Here is a 21,127-nt window from a genome sequence, read left to right on the forward strand (position 1 = left end):
CTTATAAAAAAGCCACCTCTCGATGGCTTCAATACTCTAACTTATTGTTCTTTTGCCTATTAAAATCTCTGAGAAATCCGTGTTTTGACAAGAGAAAGGAGAGCGTGATATATAAATAGCATCACCAGAACGCAATGAATCTATAAAAAAGTTACTAAACATTAATTGTGAATTATTATTATCTAAATGTTCCATTCCTAATAAGTAATAATGATTTTGGAATCGTAGAAATAAACCATTAAAATGACTAGAATAATAATTATTCGTACTACATTTTCGTGAAATCACCATTGATGCATGACCATCATTTAATGTTAACTGTAATGTATCTTGTGTAGCGTTATTATTTTTTGTTGAAAACTCATATGTAGCTTTCGTATTTACCGAGCTGATAATTGCTTGGATTAATAAAAAAACAATCGCACTAATAATGCCAATAAGCGCTTTATTTAACACTACAAATTTCCTGTTTAACGGTTGATGAGAAATCAACAAAATGGCCATTACTTATGCTAAACAATTGATAATAATTACATCCTTTACTCATCGGGAAGGCATACCATTGGCTTATACTGCTATTATCATTCTGTAATATTGCATTCTGTACTGGCTTAGGTAAATCAATACCATTATAAATAACAGGTAAGCCCTCAACAGAAGTTGTATCAACAAAAAACAAAAAACGATAACAAATTATTAATGTAGTAAAGAAAAAAGCAAGGCCAATAATAATATCAAGAAGTTTAATATTGCGACTACGTGTTTTTTTAACGGTCACATCATCTAATTCTTGATGAATCAAATTTTCTTTTTTTTCTAAATTAACAATAGGTTGAGTTTCATTTATTACATGTATATTTTTGTCTTCATTACTTACAACATTATTTTTCGGAGGGTGAGAACCATCGTCAATCAGTGCTGTTTGCCGAATACAGTAACCTAATTTAGGCTCCGTTGTTATTATTTTATGTTCACCAATTTTAGTAAAGGCAGTACGTAAATTTTTAATTGCAACCGTTAATGAATTATTGGTAACAATTTTACCTTGCCAGCATTCAGCTAATAAAACTTCTCTATATATTGTATTATTAGCAGCTTCAGCAAGAAGAGTGAAAATTAAGGTTTCCGATCGTGATGCTTTAATAAAAGCACCATCACTAATCCGCGTTATGGTTCTACGTGCAAAATCAACATCGAAACGCCCAAGACGTTTACAACCGCCGTTTACTTCATCGTTCATTTTTATTCTTATCTATCAGTTTTAGCTATAAAACAATAACTAAATTGTCATCAAATACACAATATCAAAGTAGAGACAGTGTCTTAGTATTCTATACAAAACCGCTAAATATGCAATTGTGAAACGGGCATAACTATCATAAAACCTATAACTCTTCGACATGATTTATTCTCTTTAAAAGATAATCTATACATTATTGTCTTAAATCTAAGTATTTTTATCGTAAATGTTAATTTCCTGCCTGATTAATGCAAGATAACTTATATTTTATGGTACTGATAGTGCAGAAAATTTAAATACGAAGAGCAAAACGCTGGTTTTTTATGGCTAAAAATAGGCAATAAAAGGGGATATTATTCATAGAGACTGATATATTTTGTTGAATTCTGCCTTAATCAATGGATGTTGATTACGATAAAAATAGTGTTAAATAAGCTATAGTGATAAAGCTAAGATTATAAAGCAGGGAAGTTAGGCATTTTTCAAACATCTTAAAAACCAATTTCGATGACCATATTGGATTGCGGATAGTACCATCTGGGCGATCTAGAACGTTAATAACTTGATGCACAAATCGTTGATTTTCTTCGGTTGGATCAATTAAATAGATAACTTTGTCGTATTGAAATGTCAGTGACTTTGATACTTTTCTTGGTTCTTGCCATGCAAAAATATCGTGTAATTCATCTGTAGATTCACGTAATGGCCGATGCATGTCTTTAGGATATTGAGCAGCTTTAGCAAAACGGTGGTTAAAATCAGTGATAAAGTCGGGGAGCCACGCATTAGCTTGTTCAATATTATCAATGTGTTGTAAACGCATTTCTTTGACTAAGCGATCTTGTAAGGTTTTGTTGGCACGCTCAACACGACCTTTGGCTTGAGAGCTGTTTGCGCAAATCAATTCAATGTTTAAGTCATGCAATACACGACCAAACTGAGTCATACGGTTGGTTTTTACATCCCGTTTACTGACATGAAATACCGCATGCCGATCACTATAAAAAGCAGTGGGTTTGCCATGGTGTTCAACATATTCACGCGTGGCGACCATGTAATCAAACGCAGATTCTGTTTCGCTAAACCGTAAGTTCATCAGTTTGTGCCGGTGGCATCATCAATGAAAACCAACAAACAACATTTGTTACTGCGGCCTTCAAACCAATCATGATGTGAGCCATCTATCTGAATTAACTCACCATAACAATCACGACGATGACGAGGTTGATAAACACGAGGCTTACGTTTGAAATGTGGTACCCAAAAGCCATCAGCGATCATCCATTGGCGTAAGGTTTCTAATCCAATTTTAATATTGTGACGTTCAATCAATTTTTCACGTGCTAACGTGGGTCCGAAGTCTGAATAATATTCGTGGATGAGATTTAAAATACGCAGCCTATGATTATCATCATAACGATGATTACTTGGCACGCCGCGTTGTTGTGAAAGTAATCCGCCAGCACCGAACTGAGTAAAGCGTTTTACTAATCGTGATACTTGACGACAACTCAAGTTAAGTCGACGGGCAGCTTCAACACCAGTAATTTGTTTATCACAAACATCTTGAATAACGTTGATTCGGCTTAATTCATTTTCAGTCATAGTGAGCAACATTTATTGATTCCAGTTCATAGCAAAACCTATGATCTGAAGATAGTTCAACATGACATTTCTAACGGGTTCAAACCGGACATTTCTAAATGGGACTTACAACATCAGTGCGCATTATGTATATTATGTTAAATACGATATTAAATGTTCAGTATCTGATGCTATATTGTATGAACCTACGTTTAAGTACTCCTCTCTATCTTGTGCTTTATCAACAAAACCTGCTATTTAACAGTATTGGCTATTTACCATAAAATAGGTAATTAACACTTAATTTAAATACTGCCGCACATGTTCATTTTGCTTGGTACTTAAATTAAGTATTAATTACTCATAGATCAAAAACCAAAAAAACGGACAACCATTAAAATTGTCCGTTTAGTTCGTCTGTCAATAATCGTTTATGAAGATACTTTGCTAATAGATTTCAGATTTTGGTATTTCTCTAACATTAAATCTAGCTCTTCAGGCTGTATTGGTTTGGCTAAAAAACCATTCATACCAGCTTGCTGATAAAGAAATTGATCGCTTTGCATTGCATTTGCCGTTAAAGCAACGATTGGAATGTTAATATTGAGCTTTCTGATGTGTTTTGTTGCTTCTAACCCATCTAAAACTGGCATTGAGATATCCATAAGCACTAAATCATACGTTTTGTGACACTGTAACAGTTTTAAAACGGCTTCTTGCCCATGATTGGTTATGGTAATCTTATGTCCTCGACGCTCTAGCATTAATTTAGCGACTAACTGATTAGTTGGACTGTCTTCTGCAAGTAATATATCTAGAGGCCGTGTTGAATGTGTTAACTTATCAGTCGTTAAACTCGCAATCTGATCAATGGCTGGATTAATTGGAAAGATTATTTTAAAACAACTGCCAACACCCAATTGGCTATTAAGTGTAATGTTGCCATGCATTTTTTTAATCAATAGCTGACTGATCGTTAACCCTAATCCTGTACCACCATACTTACGAGTGATGCTACCATCTGCTTGATGAAATGGATGAAATAGATTTTCTTGAGCATCTTCTGCAATACCAATTCCGGTATCAAAAACAGAAATTTCAATATCGTTATCTATTTTATTGGCCACAATTTTAACTGAACCGTCATCTGTAAATTTAATCGCATTACCAATGAGATTAAACATGATTTGAATAATTCGATTCTTATCGGCAAAAATGTATTCAGGAATTGATTTAGAAATATTACATTCAAGGAGTATGCCTTTTTTATTAGCCTCTGGTTGAAGTTGGTTCTTTACTAAAACAATACTATTAGAAAGATTTATATTACTGTTGAACAACTCAAAACTGCCTGATTCAATACGTGATAAATCAAGGATGTCATTGATAATGGTTAACAGTAAATGTGCTGATTGCTCCATTTGCCCTAGCCATTGTTGTTGCTCATTTTCCAAACCTGATGACGACAACATATCCATTAAACCTAATACAGCATTTAATGGAGTGCGTATTTCATGGCTCATCATAGCGATAAATTGTGATTTAGCTTTGTTAGCCGCTTCTGCTTGTTGGCGGGCTTGCTGTAAATCAAATAGCCGTTTTTTCCTTACAGTAATATTCTTTACCGTACCACGATAGCCCAGTAATACACCATGCTTACTATAGTAAGGTGTTCCACTAAAACTTAGCCATTGTTCTTTTTCATCAATAAATAATTGCCATTCAAGATCTTCAAACGATTTATTTTGCTGTAATTGTGTTCGAAATTTTTGCTTGAAATCTTCATGGTCACCAAAAAAATCTAATATATTATCTTTATCTATTAAATGGTTAGCAATTTGAGGGGCCGAAATATAGCTAAATTTATAGTCTGTATCAATTTCCCAGAACCAATCACCAACCGTACGTGCAAAATCTTTAAATCGTTGCTGACTATGAATTAATTCTTGAGTCCTGGCGGTCACTAATGACTGTAATCGTTCACGGTAATCAATATCTATAATCGCTCGTTCAAGTAATGGTCTGAATCTATTAAGAACCCGACGACAACTTGATGTGAAATGCCCTTTTTCACAGCTCATAAGAATGATCATCGCATCGCCTGAGCTGATTTTTACGCCAGTGATTAAACTAGAATGACAAATATTTAATAAATCAGGACTTTTATTTTTAAATTCTTCAATGTCTTTAGGTGAATATAAAGCAATACATTCTCCGTTTATGCAGCGATTAAAGGTGCTGCTTACTTGCCAATGACTTAAATCAAGGGCCGTTACTGTACTCATTAATACTTGTAAATCAGATGCTTCGTCGTCACGCGTTAAAACTATTGCATTATCAAAGGCAATGAACTTTCTTAATACTTCTAATAAGCTATTAAATACTTGTCGTTTATTATTGGCGCCAGCCATTGCAGAAACACCTTCTAGAATAGCCGCATTCTCTATTCGTAATTGTGTTTCTCGTTCTTGGGTACGCTGAAGATCTAATAATGTTTCTTGTAGTTTTTCTGAATCACTACTAATCATAATTATTAGTCCCTATGAAAAACAACAGCTGAAATCATTAAATTGCCATGAGCATTCTCACCCGTAACAAATTGTCCTTGCTCTCCAAAAGTAAATGGACAAACAAAAGGTTTATTATGCATGGCTATATTTACATAAACAGCAACTTCTTTCATACGTTGTTGAACTTTAAGCATACACCCAGCACAATATATCGTTAGACCGCCAATAGGATTTAATTTAATACCATTAGTTGCCGTAATTACTCGTCCAGCTCGCGTTATTAAGCGCGCATCTGTACCCGTCATAAAATATAAACGCTCGCCTTCAATAATTGAGGCAAACATTTTTAATCCATTCGTTTGTGTGACCATCAAAGGATGCGCTAATTTAAAATACGGTAAATCATGAATAGTTCCGACTAAACGACCAAGAGGGTTTAAACTGCTTTCGTTTATAATACTGCTGTTCGCTTCAAATTTTTGTTGGATCCATTTTTGGTAAACATCAGCTGCAGGTTGATGATCTAATTCAATAACGTCACGACCACGTACTTTTGTTGCAATCGCAGAATACTCTGTTGCGGCATAACCGGAGTGGAAAGAAAAACTTATTTCACAATTAGGATAAAATACTGCAATACCTATACCTTGTTGTGTTTGTTGTTCTTGATTAAATATCTGCCACTTACCTTCTACATTATTATCTGCCGCACTACCACCTATGATTGCAATGTTTTTTCCGACAACATCTTCTATGCCTCGAATAACCTCTTCTTCATTACCCGGTGTTGCATGAAGTAATATTAATGCCGGAGCTTCACCAATACGGCCACTATTATTAATTGCTTTGAGTATTGCCTGTCGCGCTATATTAAATATAGAACTATTAGAGGAAACAATAGATGTTCCATAAGTACCAACGATGTCATTAATAGCCCAAAGTGCGATACCTTGTCCTTTTATATATCCCTCTTCTGTCATAAAACCCTGACAAGATGAACATGCAAGAAAAGGAGTATTTGGGTAATGTTCAGTCAACGTTGCTTGTAAAATATTGCAATCGTAATCTTCTGAAAAATACAGCAATAATAATGATGGTGGTGCTATTTTCTCATCTAATTTATTGATAGCTTCAACAATTGCGTCGTGAGAATTATTTAGCAAAGAAAAACTTGTTGCAATATCCATAGCCATATCTTTTTAATTTTCCCCTATCATAATCATTTTTCTGAATACGATCAGTAAGCAAATCATTTTTAATTGTTATTTTTTATCTTATTATTAAGAATTAACCCGTTATCTCCTATCATAGTACAGTTAATCGACGCATGGAGTGTTATGTCACATTCAATTACTCAAAATGTTATCTTGGTTACAGGTGGTGCAAAAGGTATTGGTAAAGGTATTTGCCAATATTTATCCAATAAAAATAATATCGTCATTGCTATCGATATTGATATTGATGCTGGTCATCAACTTGTTGCCGATAATCCTAAAATACGTTTTTGGCCTGCGGATGTAACTAATAAAAATGACCTCACAACAATTATTAATGAGATCACATTACAATTTGGTCAACTCAATGGCCTTGTTAATAATGCCGCGATTGCCAATCCTTATAACACACCATTAGATTTATTACCCATTGATGAATGGCAGCGTATTATTGATGTTAACTTAACAGCGCCGTTAATGGTCACGCAACAATGTTTATCTTTATTAAAGGCCTCACATGGAAGTGTTGTTAATATTGCTTCAACACGGGCATTACAATCAGAGGCGAATACCGAGGCTTATAGTGCAACTAAAGGAGGCATTGTTTCTTTAACGCATGCATTAGCGGTAAGTTTAGGTCCAGAAATAAAAGTAAATTGTGTTTCACCTGGTTGGATAAATGCTACAAACGACATCCTAAGCCAATCAGATCATCAACAACATATTAGTGGGCGTGTTGGAAATACTGATGATATTGCTGAGGTAATAGAGCTTTTAATTTGTACTCAATCGGGATTTATTACAGGGCAAAATTTCGTTATTGATGGCGGAATGACAAAGAAAATGATTTATACAGAGTAAAAAATTGTGACAATACTTTTACTCTGTATAAGGTATTCGGCGCAAAATAGCGTCGAATTGCATTTATTTAATGACAGTAAATTGTGATGAATAAATATCGTTATTAACTTTAAGATCAATAGCCCATGTCATCTTATCGTGGGTACAATTAGGAACAGTAAACTTACCAAGCCAACCATCCTTTTGTTGCGTAAATTCAATCGGCAATATACCCATATTCATAGTAATACCGCTAACAGTTGCGCTTGGAGCTACATCAATATTACTAATATGCAGTTCAAGTGGTGTATCTGCTTGTGGTTCTTTTGATAATAATGTGACCGTAGCCTGCTTATTATTAATAGTAAATACACAGTTTCCAGCATTCAAATTACAGGTGGTTATCTGCGCTTGATTCGGTGTTTTTGGTTGGTATGTTACTGTTCTCCAAACAAAAGCAGAGATTAAAATAATCATTAAAACAATAATTTGAATTAATCGTCCTCGTGTTAATTTTTGTGCTGCCATGTCTATTTATTCCTTAGTTACTATTCTGATATGTTCTGAAACTAAAATACTTTATACGTGATATTAAGTGCTAACCTTATAAGGAGCTAATTTTTTTCCTATTTAATTACATGGGTATAGCAATAAATGACCTCAACAAGTATAACACCACCCATGATTCAAGGTTGTTATCATTGTGGTGAACCAATACCTGATAAATGTGAATTTAGCGTTGAAGTTCTCGGCGAATCTCGCCATTTATGCTGTGCTGGGTGTAAAGCGGTTGCAACAATGATCGTTGAAAATGATTTAACTAATTATTATGAATATCGAACCCAACCCGCTCAAAAAACTGACTTAATTCCTAATCATTTAAAGACATTATTACTTTATGATCATCAAGATATTCAAGATGATTTTGTGAGTGAAAATGCACAACACCATAAGGAAATTTTGCTTTCTGTCGATGGTGTTTCCTGTGCTGCATGTGCATGGTTAATCGAAAAACAACTATATAAACAAAGCGGTGTTATTACGGTTGAAGTTAATATTACAACTCATCGTGCTTTATTAGTGTGGGACGACTCATTGATAAAGTTAAGCCAATTACTCACGATTATGCATCAACTTGGTTATAAAGCAGCACCGTTTGAAGTTGATAAGCAAGAACAACAATACCAACAAACGATGCGTCATTATCTTTATAAATTAGGCGTAGCAGGCATTGCAACGATGCAAGTAATGATGTTGGCCATTGCACTCTACTTTGACGTTTTCGATAAGCATGAGAATAGTTTTAGGCACTATTTACGTTGGATAAGTCTGTTTATTACAACACCGGTATTATTATATTCAGCATTACCTTTCTACCTTAATGCATGGCGTAATATTAAAGGGTTCACATTAGGGATGGATGTCCCCGTTTCCATTGCCTTACTCTGTGCTTATAGTGCGAGTATATATGCCACAATTACCGATCAAGGTGAAGTGTATTTTGAATCAATTTCGATGTTCACTTTTTTCCTACTTCTTGGTCGCTTTTTAGAAATGCGAGCACGGCGTCATGCAACAGCCATCAGTGCTAACCTATTAAAGCTTATTCCAACAATGGCCACTCTCGCATCTGGTGAACAAGTAGCTGCTAAAACATTAAAAGAAAGTGACGTTGTCACAGTGCTGCCTGGGGAATATTTACCAGCTGATGGCGTTATCATTCAAGGCTCAACGACTATCGATGAATCAATGCTGACGGGAGAATCAATCGCGGTTAAACGATCTAAAAATGCCCATGTTTTTGCAGGAACACTAAATGGCAATGGCAATATAACCATAAAAGTAACACATAACCGTAAAGATACCTTTATCTCTAGTATCATACGATTACAAGATCATGCTTTATATTCTAAGCCCAAAATTGCAGTAATGGCTGACAATGTTGCTCGTTATTTTGTGGCCGTTATTCTCGTTGTTGCTTTAATGACATGGCTATACTGGCAAGTTTATCGCCCACAAGATGCATTATGGATAACATTGGCAGTGTTAGTTGCTACTTGTCCTTGCGCACTGTCACTTGCAACACCAACGGCTTTAACTTGTTCAACATCAAGTCTCGGTCGATTAGGGTTATTGGTTCGACGTGGTCACGTTCTTGAAACTCTGTGCAAAGTGAACCATGTCATTGTCGATAAGACAGGCACTCTAACCGAGGGCAATATTCAATTAGTTACAACAACCGTTTTTGGTCAATATTCCACATCTGATGTGCTTACTTATGCTGCTGAATTAGAACGTTATGCTAATCACCCATTAACTAAACCTTTTCTTCCTTATCAAGCACAAATGCCTCTTTTTAACAGTGTTGAAAATATTGTCGGTTATGGTTTGAGCGGCATAATTAATAACCAACAATGGCGCATTGGTAAGTATGAATTTGTACGGCATCATCAACCCTATTTAGGTCATCCTACTGATATTGAATACTCTGATGCCTATTCAATATGGCTTTCGTGCGAAAACCATATCGTTGCGGCATTTAAGCTTGAAGATCCACTTCGACAAGATAGTAAGCAACTGATTGATAGCTTCAAGCAACAAGGAATAAAAGTGACAATGTTAACAGGAGATAATTCTATTCATGCCCAACGTGTTGCTAAACAAGTAAATATTGATAATTTACATGCCAATATGACCCCGATGAGTAAATTGAATTTTTTAAAGAAAATACCCGCAACGGATGTTTCATTGATGATTGGTGATGGTATTAATGACGCCCCTATTTTAGCAGGATCTCACCTGTCTATCGCCCTTAGTAGTGGGACTGATATTGCTAAATCATCAGCAGATATGGTGCTATTGGGCAATAATTTATTATCTATTATAACTGCGCGTCAATTAGCTTTACGTACTCGTAATATTATTCGAGAAAATTTAGCGTGGGCATTAGGCTATAATTTAATTATTCTTCCATTGGCTGTCGCTGGGCTTGTTGCACCTTATATTGCTGTTATAGGTATGTCCGCAAGTTCGATTATTGTTGTATCAAATTCTTTAAGGTTATTAAGATAAATGGCAATTCTTTACATATTAATACCTATAGTGCTCATTTTTATTTGCCTTACAATCATGGTTTTTTTATGGGCTGTACACAATAATCAATTTGAGGATTTAGAGCGCCAAGGGCACAATATTTTGTTTGATGACGATGTCGAAAAGCCTCAACATTGTCCTAAAACATCAATAAAAAACACTACTACAATATCTGATTCTAGTAATGACCGAACTTAACTTTGTTGCTGCATTACTCATAGGTTTAACTGGAGCTGGTCATTGTATTAGTATGTGTGGCGGTATTGCTGCGCGGTAACCATCGGGATGCCAAACAAGCCCCAGCACCATTGGATATATTTACTTTATTACAACCTTGGTCGTATCAGTTCTTACATGATCGCTGGCTTGATTGTTAGTCAGGTCGTGGTTGAAGTTTCTGCCTTAAGTGGGTCAACTAATATATTGATTTCACTGCGAATATTAGCTTCTATCATGATGATTATATTGGGGTTGTATATTGGTAAATGGTGGTCAGGTTTGACGCATATTGAGCGTATAGGACATGTTATTTGGCGTTTCATTTTACCGCTAACAAAACACTTTCTACCATTAACATCACCGCTAAAAGCGATCCCTTTTGGTTTCCTTTGGGGATGGTTGCCTTGCGGATTAGTGTACTCAACATTAACGTGGGCGGCAGTCTCTGGTAGTGCTATTGATGGTATGATTATTATGCTTGCTTTTGGCTTAGGTACTTTACCTGCAATGCTTGCTCTTGGATCTATTGCTGACAAATTCAAATCATTATTGAACAACAGTTATTTCAAACGTATAAATGGATTATTTATCATCATTTACGGTATTCATACTGGTTACATTGCAATCAATCAAATATGGTAAGGTTTTTAACACTCGTAATATTGCTTCATAATATGTTAAAATATTGACCTACATCAAATTGGTTAGATAGGCATATGATTTCAGACAAATTTACCACAAAACGTATCCAATCAGGTGGATGTGCTATTCACTGTCAAGATTGCAGTATTAGCCAGCTATGTATTCCATTCACGTTGAATGAATCAGAGTTAGATCAACTGGATCAAATAATCGAACGTAAAAAGCCAATCCAGAAAGGTCAAGAGCTCTTTAAAGCGGGTGATGAGCTGAAATCATTATATGCCATTCGTTCTGGTACTATCAAAAGTTATACTATTACAGAGCAAGGTGATGAGCAGATCACAGCATTCCATTTAGCGGGTGACTTGGTTGGATTTGATGCCATTAATGAAATGCAGCACCCTAGCTTTGCGCAATCACTTGAAACATCAATGGTCTGTGAAATACCGTTTGAAATTCTTGATGATTTGGCCGGTAAAATGCCAAAACTTCGCCAACAAATCATGCGCTTGATGAGCAGTGAAATTAAAGGCGATCAAGAAATGATTTTATTGCTGTCTAAGAAAAATGCGGAAGAGCGTTTAGCTGCATTTCTTTACAACTTATCACTGCGTTTTTCTCAACGAGGCTTCTCTCCTCGTGAATTTCGTTTAACAATGACACGTGGTGACATTGGTAATTACCTTGGCTTAACGGTTGAAACAATTAGTCGTTTATTGGGACGTTTCCAAAAGTCTGAAATGTTAAGTGTTAAAGGTAAATACATTACAATCTTAGATCATGATGAACTAGCCAAGCTTGCTGGTGTGAGTAAGAATAACAATTTATAACCTTATAATACCCTATCTAATCTATTTATAAGCAGGTGCTATTTTAGCGCCTGTTTTTATATCTATCACTACTACATATAACTGTTCATTTATCCCATTTTTGCATTTTATTGCTCAAACTACTCCCCATTTTGGTGAGTTTAGAGTACAGTAAATATTATGTTAATTTTTTAATCACTTGATTTGAAAGTGTATCTGATAAATACAACGGTAAATGTGTTTCTTTGTTCTTGCTTATTCAGAAAAAAGATTCTGCCGTAGGGAGACATTATTATGCAAAAATATAAAAACATACTTGTTGTCGCTGATCCTGAACGTGAGCAACAACCAGCAATATCTCGTGCTATTCATTTAGCGAAGACTTGTGATGATGTGAAAATTATTGTTTTCCTTGCTATTTATGATTTTTCGTATGAAATGACATCAATGCTTTCTTCTGACGAACGTGATGCAATGCGTCGTGGTGTCGTTATGCAGCGCGAAGAATGGCTAAAAGAAATCATACAGCCACACGCTGAGCTTGGTCTTAACATTGAGATTAAAGTCGTATGGCATAACCGCCCTTACGAGTCCATTATTGCCGATGTGTTCAGTCAAGATATTGATTTATTAATAAAAGCCACACATGAACATGCAAAATTAGGATCAGTTATCTTTACACCAACAGACTGGCATCTATTACGTAAATGCCCTGTTCCTGTTTTATTAGTAAAAGGTGAAAACTGGCCAGCAAATGGTAACGTTCTTGCTTGTGTTAATTTATCTGCTGAAGATGAAACTCATGACGATCTTAACGATAAGATTGTAAAAGAAGCTATCGCCTTCTCATCAATCACACATGCAAACGTGAACTTGGTTAACGCCTACCCTGCAACGCCTGTCAATATCACGATTGAACTACCAGAGTTTGATCCAGCATCATACACAGATGCAGTACGTGGTCACCACTTAATGACAATGAAAGCATTACGTCAAAAGTATGCCATAGATGAAGAACAAACCTATGTAGTTGAAGGTTTAGCTGAGGATGTTATTCCACAAATTGCCGATGAGATTAAAGCAGAGCTTGTTATTCTTGGTACGACTGGACGCACTGGTTTATCTGCGGTCTTTATTGGTAATACGGCAGAAAATACAATTGATAGTCTAAATTGTGACTTATTGGCTTTAAAACCGGATGGTTATATTAGTCCATTAGCACCTAATTCTATCGGCGAATAAATGTTTCGTTTGATATACATATACCAATAAACGCCTCAACAGAGGCGTTTATATTATTTAGGTTCGGCTTCTTTTTCATTGGCAAGCCATTTAGCAAACTTCGTTAAATACCATTCATTTTCTTGTTTCGAACAGTAAGCTCGACTCAATTTACGGTGTTTCCACTCCGCAGCGATTGACACACGCGTTTGATTTGTCGCTCGTTTACCTAGATATGTTTCACAAAGCTGACTGTTAGACATTTGTCGTGCATAGCTATTAACACTGCTTCCCTGTATACCCATCTGCTGCGCTTGATGTGAACTACATCCCACAATTACACAACACAGACCAGTAAGCATAATTAGTCGTGGTTTTATCATTCTTCATATCCTATAAAGCAAAACAGCATCGGCTCAATAAAGAACCCGATGCTGTTTTGTGACTAATTGTGATTATATTTAAACGTTAGTAACATCAATAAACATACTTTCATCGATGTTAGTTGATGATACTTTTGCTTCAGTGAAAGCATACTCAGCCCTCTCACCTTCACGATCTAATGGTAAATTAACAAAATCAAACAAGCTCTTATCTGCTAATTGGCTTGGGCTGATATTTTGAATTGATTTAAAAATCGCATCGACACGACCTGGGGTCTTTTTATCCCAATCAATCAACATTGCTTTAATGCTTTGACGTTGTAGGTTCTCTTGTGAGCCACAAAGGTTACAAGGAATGATCGGGAACTGCTTATATTCAGCGTATTTGATCAGGTCTTTTTCACGGCAGTATGTCAATGGACGAATAACAACATTTCGGCCATCATCAGAGCGTAATTTAGGTGGCATCGCTTTTAGACGTGAACCATGGAACATATTTAAGAATAATGTTTCTACGATATCATCTAAATGGTGACCTAGTGCAATTTTAGTCGCACCAATTGTTTCAGCAAAAGAATACAGCGTACCACGGCGTAAACGAGAGCATAAGCCACAGGTCGTCTTGCCTTCTTCAACTTTTTCCTTAACAACAGAATAAGTATCTTTATCAACAATGTAGTAAGGAATATTTAGGCTTTGGAAATACTCTGGCAAAATATGCTCAGGAAAGCCAGGTTGCTTTTGATCAAGGTTAACCGCGACAACGTCAAACTTAATTGGCGCTGCTTTTTGTAAATTAAGCAGAATATCCAGCATCGCAAATGAATCTTTGCCACCACTAATACATGCCATTACCACATCACCTTCTTCGATCATGTTGTAATCAATAATGGCGTTACCCATATTGCGGCGAAGACGTTTTTGCAGTTTATTATATTCAAGTGTTTCTTTACGGTTATCTGTCTGATTCATTACTACTTCTCGAACTACCGACAACATCGATAGTAGAATTGCGGGATAAGAATTTATAGGGCATGAATTATACGTATTTTATTGTTGACTGGAAATAGCTATACACAATAAAAAAGCCCAGCACATAATGGCTGAGCTTGTTTAATCAAAATGATCGAAGGATTACTTAAAAAATCCCATTACAAACTTTTTCACTTGGTCAATTAAACGGCCAAAGAAACTGCCTTCATCAACCGCTTCTAAAGCCACAAGTGGTTGTGTACCGACTTGTTTATCATTTACAGAGTAAATAATCTCACCCACTTGTTGCCCTTTCGTAATTGGAGCCTCAAGTTCACTGTTTAACTCAACACTAGCAGTTAACTTTTTTGTATCGTTACGTGACAATGTCACATAACTTGTTTTATCAACACCTAGCTTCACTTGATCTTTATTACCAAACCATACATGTTCAGTAATGATCTCATCACCCGCTTTATGAGGAGTTACTGTTTCAAAAAAGCGGAAGCCATAGTTCAATAGTTGTTTACTTTCAATCTCACGCGTTTTAGTACTTTTAGTTCCCATAACAACCGCAATTAAACGCATGTCACCTTCAGTGGCTGAACTGGTTAAGCTATAACCTGCACCACTGGTGTAACCGGTCTTCATACCATCAACGTTCATACTTGGATCATAAAGCAAGCCATTACGGTTACGTTGGGTAATATTGTTATAGGTGAATGATTTCTCACTATACAGTGGGTAAATACTTGGTAAATCACGGATAAGCGCCTGGCCTAACAAGGCAATATCATAAGGTGTGGTATATAAATCGTCATTGTCTAAGCCATGTGGGTTAGCAAAATTAGAGTTATTCATTCCTAATTTTTTTGCCCATGAGTTCATTAAACTTACAAATGATTGCTCAGATCCCGCTACGTGTTCTGCAATTGCCACACTTGCATCATTACCTGATTGAATAATCAAGCCACGAAAGAGATCCATTAGTGGAACTTCGCTACCCACTTCAATAAACATTTTGGATGAATCAGGAAAATTTTTCGCCCAAGCATTACGGCTAATAACAACAAGATCTTTCTCATTGATATTACCTTGCTTCATTTCTTGACCGGCAACATAGCTTGTCATTAATTTCGTCAAGCTCGCTGGGTTTAACTTTTCGTTTGCATCCTTCTCTACTAAGACCTTACCTGTATTGTAATCCATCAATACATAGCCTTTGGCACTTAATGTTGGTGCATCAGGTACGACTGTTGGCATTGCAGCAAACGCTGAAGATGATAAAGAGTAAAGCGCAGTAGCACCGACAAGAGACAAAAAACGAGTAGTCTTTTCCATGTTAGGCAAAATTCCTTTAAAAAACGATAAAATCAATCTACATAGCTATTAAGGACTTGCAGAAACCTAATAGGTATTGAGATTGGCTGCCAGTATATCGAAAAAATATAATAAAACAGGTCTTGGTAACATTGTCTTACGAATTCCTATCACTGATTACATTTATAACGTTAATTGCTTTAAATATAAATCATTACGAGCAATTAACTACTGCTTATTTGATTTTAAATTAATAAATACTGCTGTGTTCGCATTTTTATTACTGCACTAACAGAGAATCTCTATTAAATAGTTATAGGTTAGGTTAAATTTATTCTATTGCTGTTTATCAATTAGGAACAAGTATGAATAATTACAATAAATTAGAACGTCATGCTAAAAAGCTATCTCGACTTGGGCATCTTAGTGCTATTTGTGGTTGGGATCAGGCTGCAATGATGCCTAATGGTGGTGCACAAGCGCGTTCAGAAGCAATGGCTGAGCTTGCTGTTATGTCACATGAATTGGCCACCGCTCCTTATTTAGAAAATTGGTTTGCAGAAGCAGAAAAAGAACATCTTACCGCAGAACAACGTGTCAGCCTTGCTGCCCTTAAACGTCATTGGATGATGCATAATATTTTACCCGCCGATCTTGTCGAACAGCAATCACTTGCCGGTTCTCAATGCGAACATGCTTGGCGTTCACAACGTACAGAAAATGATTGGGATGGCTTTAAAGCTAACTTAAAGCCTGTGGTTGAATTAGCTCGCCAAGAAGCCGCTATTCGCTCACAAGCAACAGGCTTAAGCCGTTATGATGCTTTACTGGATATTTATGAGCCAGGAATGACATCTGCAGTACTCGACGGTATTTTTGCTGAAGTAAAATCATGGTTACCTCAACTAATTCAACAAGTCGAAGCTAAACAGGTAACAGAAGAAATATTACCGCTAACGACTCCATTTGCTATCGATAAACAACAAGCACTAAGCCTTGATGCAATGGCTTTACTGGAATTTGATTTTGACCACGGACGACTAGATATCAGTACTCACCCATTTTGTGGTGGCGTACCAACGGATGTTCGTATTACAACCCGCTATGATGAAAATGATTTCACTTCTGCATTGATGGGGGTCATTCATGAAACCGGCCATGCACGTTATGAGCAAGGCTTACCACAACAATGGCGTGATCTTCCTGTCGGTGAAGCACGTTCAATGGGCATTCATGAATCACAAAGTTTATTTTGTGAAATGCAATTAGCGCGTAGTCCTGCATTTAGCAGTTTATTAGCGCCAATGGTGCAAAAATCATTTAATTCAACAACAGCATCATTATCGGCTGAGAACCTTCGTTTGATTAATACACGCGTTAAACCAGGATTTATTCGCGTTGATGCAGATGAAGTGACTTACCCTGCACATGTTATCTTACGTTATGAAATTGAACGTGACTTAATTGAAGGTAAAATTGAAGTGGATGATATTCCAACGATTTGGGACCAAAAAATGACCCAATATCTTGGTATTTCAACGCAAGGTAACTTCACTAATGGTTGTATGCAAGATATTCATTGGACTGACGGTAGTTTTGGCTATTTTCCAAGTTATACCCTAGGTGCAATGTACGCAGCACAATTTATGGCGACCATTAATAAAAAAATGGATGTTGAACAGCTTGTCACTCAACGCAATCTAACGCCAATATTTGAGTGGTTGCATGACAATATTTGGAGCAAAGGATCAACATTATCAACCGATGAACTGGTGGAGCAAGCAACTGGCGAAACACTTAACCCAGAGCATTTTAGAAATCATTTAGTGCAACGTTACTTAAATAATTAGTGATTGTTTTTTATGAACGACAAACAATAAAAACAGTAATTATTTTATTTAGTTGTAGTATTTATCAAAATAATCTCGGTTAGATCACGGTTTAATCAGTATTGTTTTTTATACTCATTAACAATAAAAATAACAATTACCCTTTAAGGATTTAAGAATGACTTATAAAGCAGCAGATCTCAATTACCATGGCGAAAATTGTGGTGTGCATAACTGGATCACAGATGGTGGCCAATCATTCTACTGGCATCCTGATTGGTTACACATTGCTGAAGATGAAACAGGCCTTCACAGTCGACATGAAATTGAAGTTGAAAAAGGTGGAGAAATCACTAAAGGTCATGCTGTTCATGCGATTTTGAAGCGTTTAAATGAAATGTTAAGCAACGATCACGCTTAAATTACACACTAGAAATTATTAATGTTTCATGAAAAAGCCACTATCAGCATTGATGATAGTGGCTTTTCTTTTATCTGTTAATTAGCAGAATTAAGCGTATCGATTCGCTGTATTCTCTGCAACTTTTACAATCACTTTAACGGCAAGTTCCATACCTTCAACGGTAATAAACTCATGAATACCGTGGAAGTTGTAACCGCCAGTAAAGATATTAGGACAAGGTAAACCCATAAACGATAATCGAGCCCCATCAGTACCGCCACGAATAGGTTTTATTTCCGGCTTAACATTACAATCAAGCATCGCTTGCTGAGCAATATCAATGATATGTGGGAAAGGTTCCACCATTTCACGCATATTATAGTAAGAGTCCGTTAAGATCAGTTCTACTCGGCCCTGTGTCAACTTGCTGTTCAGCTCGTCTACTTTTTGTTGTATGAAGGCTTTACGCTTCTCTTGACCATCACGATCAAAATCACGAATGATATAACCCAATTCAGTACGAGCAACAGATGCTTCCATTGATTTAAGGTGGTAAAAACCTTGATAGCCATCAGTGCATTCTGGCGTTTCATCAGCAGGCATCATTAATTGAAATTGTGCTGCAATGTTCATGGAATTAACCATTTTATTTTTTGCAGTGCCTGGATGAACGTTGACACCATGACAAATAACATCTGCAGAAGTTGCATTGAAATTTTCATATTCCAACTCACCAATTGGGCCACCATCGATAGTATAAGCCCACTGTGCACCAAACTTTTCAACATCAAATAAGTTTGCGCCACGACCGATTTCTTCATCCGGTGTAAAACCAATACAAATATCGCCATGCTTAATTTTAGGATTGGCAATAAGATAAGCGATAGCTGTCATGATCTCAGCAACCCCCGCCTTATTATCAGCACCAAGCAGCGTTGTACCATCTGTCGTAATTATATTGTGACCGTGTAACTTATTAAGATCTGGGTATTGAAATGGAGAAAGGATTTCATCCCCTATTCCTAATGCAATATCGCCACCACGGTAGCTCTCAACAAGCTGTGGGCGAACGTTTTTACCTGAAGCATCAGGTGCGGTATCCATATGAGCAATAAAACCAATTGCAGGAATATCACCTTCCATATTTGCAGGTAATCGTGCGGTAAGGTAGCCATTGTTATCTAGAGCAACGTCACTAAGCCCTAACTCAACCATTTCTGATTGAAGAGCCTCAGCAAATACACGTTGCCCAGCTGTACTAGGGCAAGAGGAAACTGCATCGTTAGATTGAGTGTCAAAACTTACATATCGTAAAAAACGTTCTATTAACTTATCCATAAAGTCGCCTTTCTTGCTTGAGCTGACAGCTTATACTGCCCTTATCTATTATTGGCTACATTATGATTATATAGAAAACAAATGACATTGAGATACATCATCATTAAGGCTTTTTTTTTGTAAAATGAGTCCCCATTTTTAAATGAATATTTAATTAAACAGCATGATTTATTTGAAATTAAGTATTATTGATGAATTTAAAAGGTGCGTTATTTTTAATAACAAACACATAAAGTTATAGTGCGTTAGGTTGTAGATCTAAAAAAAAGCTCCTATATAAAGGAGCTCTTTGTACCTATCTTAATAGTATTACGCATTAAATGTGTCATTGTTAAGCGGCTCACTGACATTATCATCAGATTTTGGCTTATTACTATCATTTGGATTAGATACAGAAGTGACCTGTAGAGTAATACCAAACATATTACGATAGATAATTGCTTTTACATTAAAGAAAAATGGTAATGTCCAAATTAATCCAATACCTGCCGTCGCAATAGACATGAAAAAGAAGATCATTACGATTAAGTAAATTGCAGTCATTGGCATTACTTTACGCACTGTCGCCATGAAGGAATATTGAATGGCTTTAATCGGTGTAATGCGCTTCTCACACACAAGCAAGATAGCCATGCTTAGCGCCATTGTTAAAAACAACCCAACTAAAGGGAAAATGCTGCTACCAATCCCCTGAATAGAAGAAATTAATAACATTGTAATAATCGATACGAGTGTAAACGAAAATCCTTTAACGATTTGACTTGGTTTTGTTGGCAGCCCTACTGAATGATTAAGCGCCATTAAGCTAACCCCAGCATATAATGGAGCAATCAAAACATCAGACCAAAAGTTGGCCATAAAGCCTGCTTTTAGAATATCTGCGGTAAACCCCTTCCCAGTTATAAAAGCGTCAAAAAACACATTAGGATTACCTAACTGAACTTTTAAACTTAATAGCAATAATGCGATTTGTGCAATAAATAAACAAATAACAGCAGGCAAAAACTTAGTGAAATTCTTTGCTGTAATTTTGAACGCTTCTTGAAGTACGGCAATCGGTTGTAGATCAACATCACCCTTCATTGCTTTTTCAATTGAACCGCCAACGTGAAAACTTTTTTTAGTTGTCTCTTTCATACTCATATCATCATTATTTGGGTACTTGTATTGTACGTCACTCATCATGGTACAAAAACACTATTCACGTAAAAATTTATTTCAAAACCATGTTACCGCCTGAAAAACAGACAATAAATTACTTGCAAGGCGATATCTACCGCTTTTTTATACTTTGTTACACATGCCACCAACGATAATTGAACGTAAGTAAAAGAATTTTGAGCTTAAAAATAAAACATTTTGATTATCACTTTAATCGTAATTTATTTTTTCAGTATTATTTATAATAGCGACCATATTGCAACGGATCGACGTGCTATCATTAAAGTAAGCAGCGTCTAATCTATAAATTTAGTGAGAAAATGCTTTAAATTGAAAGACTACAGGTCTA

At 36.1% G+C, this 21,127-nt stretch carries 17 protein-coding genes and 2 pseudogenes; 8 read left to right on the top strand and 11 right to left on the bottom strand.

Annotation, left to right across the window (positions count from 1 at the left end):
- Positions 1 to 36: 36 nt before the first annotated feature.
- The 5 genes and pseudogenes from ACJZU6_RS09220 to ACJZU6_RS09240 all read right to left on the bottom strand — a co-directional run bounded on the left by ACJZU6_RS09220 (position 37) and on the right by ACJZU6_RS09240 (position 6,521).
- Positions 37 to 456 (bottom strand): hypothetical protein, encoded by a 420-nt coding sequence (locus tag ACJZU6_RS09220; protein WP_327768884.1) that lies wholly within the window; start codon positions 454 to 456, stop codon positions 37 to 39.
- Positions 446 to 1,240 (bottom strand): transcriptional regulator, encoded by a 795-nt coding sequence (locus ACJZU6_RS09225; protein WP_408900147.1) that lies wholly within the window; start codon positions 1,238 to 1,240, stop codon positions 446 to 448. The genes ACJZU6_RS09220 and ACJZU6_RS09225 overlap by 11 nt, the downstream gene beginning before the upstream one ends.
- A gap of 486 nt (positions 1,241 to 1,726) precedes the next feature.
- Positions 1,727 to 2,845 (bottom strand): annotated as a pseudogene (locus ACJZU6_RS09230) (ISNCY family transposase); the annotation flags it as partial.
- Between the two features lie 410 nt (positions 2,846 to 3,255).
- Entirely contained in the window at positions 3,256 to 5,352 is a 2,097-nt protein-coding gene (locus ACJZU6_RS09235) for an ATP-binding protein (protein WP_408900148.1), read from the bottom strand.
- A 5-nt stretch (positions 5,353 to 5,357) separates the two neighbouring features.
- A complete protein-coding gene (locus tag ACJZU6_RS09240; protein ID WP_080157441.1) occupies positions 5,358 to 6,521 on the bottom strand; it encodes an FIST signal transduction protein in 1,164 nt (387 codons plus the stop codon).
- A gap of 150 nt (positions 6,522 to 6,671) precedes the next feature.
- On the opposite strand from ACJZU6_RS09240, the gene ACJZU6_RS09245 reads away from it, so the two are divergent.
- Entirely contained in the window at positions 6,672 to 7,409 is a 738-nt protein-coding gene (locus ACJZU6_RS09245) for an SDR family oxidoreductase (RefSeq protein WP_080157439.1), read from the top strand.
- 63 nt (positions 7,410 to 7,472) lie between these two features.
- Here ACJZU6_RS09245 and ACJZU6_RS09250 read toward each other — a convergent pair whose 3' ends face one another.
- A complete protein-coding gene (locus ACJZU6_RS09250; RefSeq protein WP_080157438.1) occupies positions 7,473 to 7,916 on the bottom strand; it encodes a hypothetical protein in 444 nt (147 codons plus the stop codon).
- Between the two features lie 153 nt (positions 7,917 to 8,069).
- On the opposite strand from ACJZU6_RS09250, the gene ACJZU6_RS09255 reads away from it, so the two are divergent.
- The 5 genes and pseudogenes from ACJZU6_RS09255 (at position 8,070) to uspE (ending at position 13,393) form a co-directional block, all read left to right on the top strand.
- The gene (locus ACJZU6_RS09255) at positions 8,070 to 10,460 is read left to right on the top strand and encodes a heavy metal translocating P-type ATPase (protein WP_080157770.1); all 2,391 of its coding nucleotides are present in this window, start codon (positions 8,070 to 8,072) and stop codon (positions 10,458 to 10,460) included.
- Positions 10,461 to 10,679 carry a cbb3-type cytochrome oxidase assembly protein CcoS gene (ccoS, locus tag ACJZU6_RS09260; protein WP_080157437.1) on the top strand — a complete coding sequence of 73 codons (219 nt, stop codon included), beginning with the start codon at positions 10,461 to 10,463 and terminating at the stop codon, positions 10,677 to 10,679.
- Positions 10,666 to 11,342: pseudogene (locus ACJZU6_RS09265) on the top strand (sulfite exporter TauE/SafE family protein). Before ccoS ends, ACJZU6_RS09265 begins: the two are co-directional and overlap by 14 nt.
- A 74-nt stretch (positions 11,343 to 11,416) precedes the next feature.
- A complete protein-coding gene (locus tag ACJZU6_RS09270; RefSeq protein ID WP_080157434.1) occupies positions 11,417 to 12,172 on the top strand; it encodes an FNR family transcription factor in 756 nt (251 codons plus the stop codon).
- Between the two features lie 273 nt (positions 12,173 to 12,445).
- Complete coding sequence (uspE, locus tag ACJZU6_RS09275) at positions 12,446 to 13,393, top strand: universal stress protein UspE (RefSeq protein ID WP_408900149.1); 948 nt, start codon at positions 12,446 to 12,448, stop codon at positions 13,391 to 13,393.
- A gap of 53 nt (positions 13,394 to 13,446) precedes the next feature.
- Here the strand turns inward: uspE and ACJZU6_RS09280 are convergent, their stop codons facing one another.
- From ACJZU6_RS09280 to ACJZU6_RS09290, 3 genes are all read right to left on the bottom strand, one after another.
- On the bottom strand, positions 13,447 to 13,755 hold the full coding sequence (locus ACJZU6_RS09280; protein WP_080157431.1) for a hypothetical protein: 309 nt from the start codon (positions 13,753 to 13,755) through the stop codon (positions 13,447 to 13,449).
- Positions 13,756 to 13,833: 78 nt separating this feature from the next.
- Complete coding sequence (gene ttcA, locus ACJZU6_RS09285) at positions 13,834 to 14,727, bottom strand: tRNA 2-thiocytidine(32) synthetase TtcA (RefSeq protein WP_408900150.1); 894 nt, start codon at positions 14,725 to 14,727, stop codon at positions 13,834 to 13,836.
- Between the two features lie 162 nt (positions 14,728 to 14,889).
- Positions 14,890 to 16,068 carry a serine hydrolase gene (locus ACJZU6_RS09290; RefSeq protein WP_408900151.1) on the bottom strand — a complete coding sequence of 393 codons (1,179 nt, stop codon included), beginning with the start codon at positions 16,066 to 16,068 and terminating at the stop codon, positions 14,890 to 14,892.
- A gap of 344 nt (positions 16,069 to 16,412) precedes the next feature.
- Between ACJZU6_RS09290 and ACJZU6_RS09295 the strand changes: the two genes are divergently transcribed.
- Entirely contained in the window at positions 16,413 to 17,897 is a 1,485-nt protein-coding gene (locus ACJZU6_RS09295; RefSeq protein WP_408900152.1) for a carboxypeptidase M32, read from the top strand.
- A gap of 157 nt (positions 17,898 to 18,054) precedes the next feature.
- The gene (locus tag ACJZU6_RS09300; protein ID WP_107275848.1) at positions 18,055 to 18,297 is read left to right on the top strand and encodes a hypothetical protein; all 243 of its coding nucleotides are present in this window, start codon (positions 18,055 to 18,057) and stop codon (positions 18,295 to 18,297) included.
- Positions 18,298 to 18,387: 90 nt separating this feature from the next.
- On the opposite strand, the gene pepT is transcribed toward ACJZU6_RS09300, so the two are convergent.
- Complete coding sequence (gene pepT, locus ACJZU6_RS09305; RefSeq protein ID WP_408900153.1) at positions 18,388 to 19,617, bottom strand: peptidase T; 1,230 nt, start codon at positions 19,615 to 19,617, stop codon at positions 18,388 to 18,390.
- A 309-nt stretch (positions 19,618 to 19,926) separates the two neighbouring features.
- Complete coding sequence (locus ACJZU6_RS09310) at positions 19,927 to 20,754, bottom strand: hypothetical protein (protein WP_080157769.1); 828 nt, start codon at positions 20,752 to 20,754, stop codon at positions 19,927 to 19,929.
- Positions 20,755 to 21,127: the final 373 nt, after the last annotated feature.

This window comes from Photobacterium piscicola (assembly GCF_046058925.1).
GTDB classification, from domain to species: Bacteria; Pseudomonadota; Gammaproteobacteria; order Enterobacterales; family Vibrionaceae; genus Photobacterium; species Photobacterium piscicola.

What these genes read in the sequence shown, in the direction of transcription:
- ACJZU6_RS09255 (WP_080157770.1), top strand. Translation starts at nt 8,070, where the DNA reads ATGATTCAAGGTTGTTATCATTGTGGTGAACCAATACCTGATAAATGT.
- ACJZU6_RS09240 (WP_080157441.1), bottom strand. Translation starts at nt 6,521, where the DNA reads ATGGATATTGCAACAAGTTTTTCTTTGCTAAATAATTCTCACGACGCA.
- ACJZU6_RS09300 (WP_107275848.1), top strand. Translation starts at nt 18,055, where the DNA reads ATGACTTATAAAGCAGCAGATCTCAATTACCATGGCGAAAATTGTGGT.
- ACJZU6_RS09290 (WP_408900151.1), bottom strand. Translation starts at nt 16,068, where the DNA reads ATGGAAAAGACTACTCGTTTTTTGTCTCTTGTCGGTGCTACTGCGCTT.
- ACJZU6_RS09245 (WP_080157439.1), top strand. Translation starts at nt 6,672, where the DNA reads ATGTCACATTCAATTACTCAAAATGTTATCTTGGTTACAGGTGGTGCA.
- ACJZU6_RS09250 (WP_080157438.1), bottom strand. Translation starts at nt 7,916, where the DNA reads ATGGCAGCACAAAAATTAACACGAGGACGATTAATTCAAATTATTGTT.
- ACJZU6_RS09310 (WP_080157769.1), bottom strand. Translation starts at nt 20,754, where the DNA reads ATGAAAGAGACAACTAAAAAAAGTTTTCACGTTGGCGGTTCAATTGAA.
- ACJZU6_RS09295 (WP_408900152.1), top strand. Translation starts at nt 16,413, where the DNA reads ATGAATAATTACAATAAATTAGAACGTCATGCTAAAAAGCTATCTCGA.
- uspE (WP_408900149.1), top strand. Translation starts at nt 12,446, where the DNA reads ATGCAAAAATATAAAAACATACTTGTTGTCGCTGATCCTGAACGTGAG.
- ACJZU6_RS09235 (WP_408900148.1), bottom strand. Translation starts at nt 5,352, where the DNA reads ATGATTAGTAGTGATTCAGAAAAACTACAAGAAACATTATTAGATCTT.
- ACJZU6_RS09225 (WP_408900147.1), bottom strand. Translation starts at nt 1,240, where the DNA reads ATGAACGATGAAGTAAACGGCGGTTGTAAACGTCTTGGGCGTTTCGAT.
- pepT (WP_408900153.1), bottom strand. Translation starts at nt 19,617, where the DNA reads ATGGATAAGTTAATAGAACGTTTTTTACGATATGTAAGTTTTGACACT.
- ACJZU6_RS09280 (WP_080157431.1), bottom strand. Translation starts at nt 13,755, where the DNA reads ATGATAAAACCACGACTAATTATGCTTACTGGTCTGTGTTGTGTAATT.
- ccoS (WP_080157437.1), top strand. Translation starts at nt 10,461, where the DNA reads ATGGCAATTCTTTACATATTAATACCTATAGTGCTCATTTTTATTTGC.
- ttcA (WP_408900150.1), bottom strand. Translation starts at nt 14,727, where the DNA reads ATGAATCAGACAGATAACCGTAAAGAAACACTTGAATATAATAAACTG.
- ACJZU6_RS09270 (WP_080157434.1), top strand. Translation starts at nt 11,417, where the DNA reads ATGATTTCAGACAAATTTACCACAAAACGTATCCAATCAGGTGGATGT.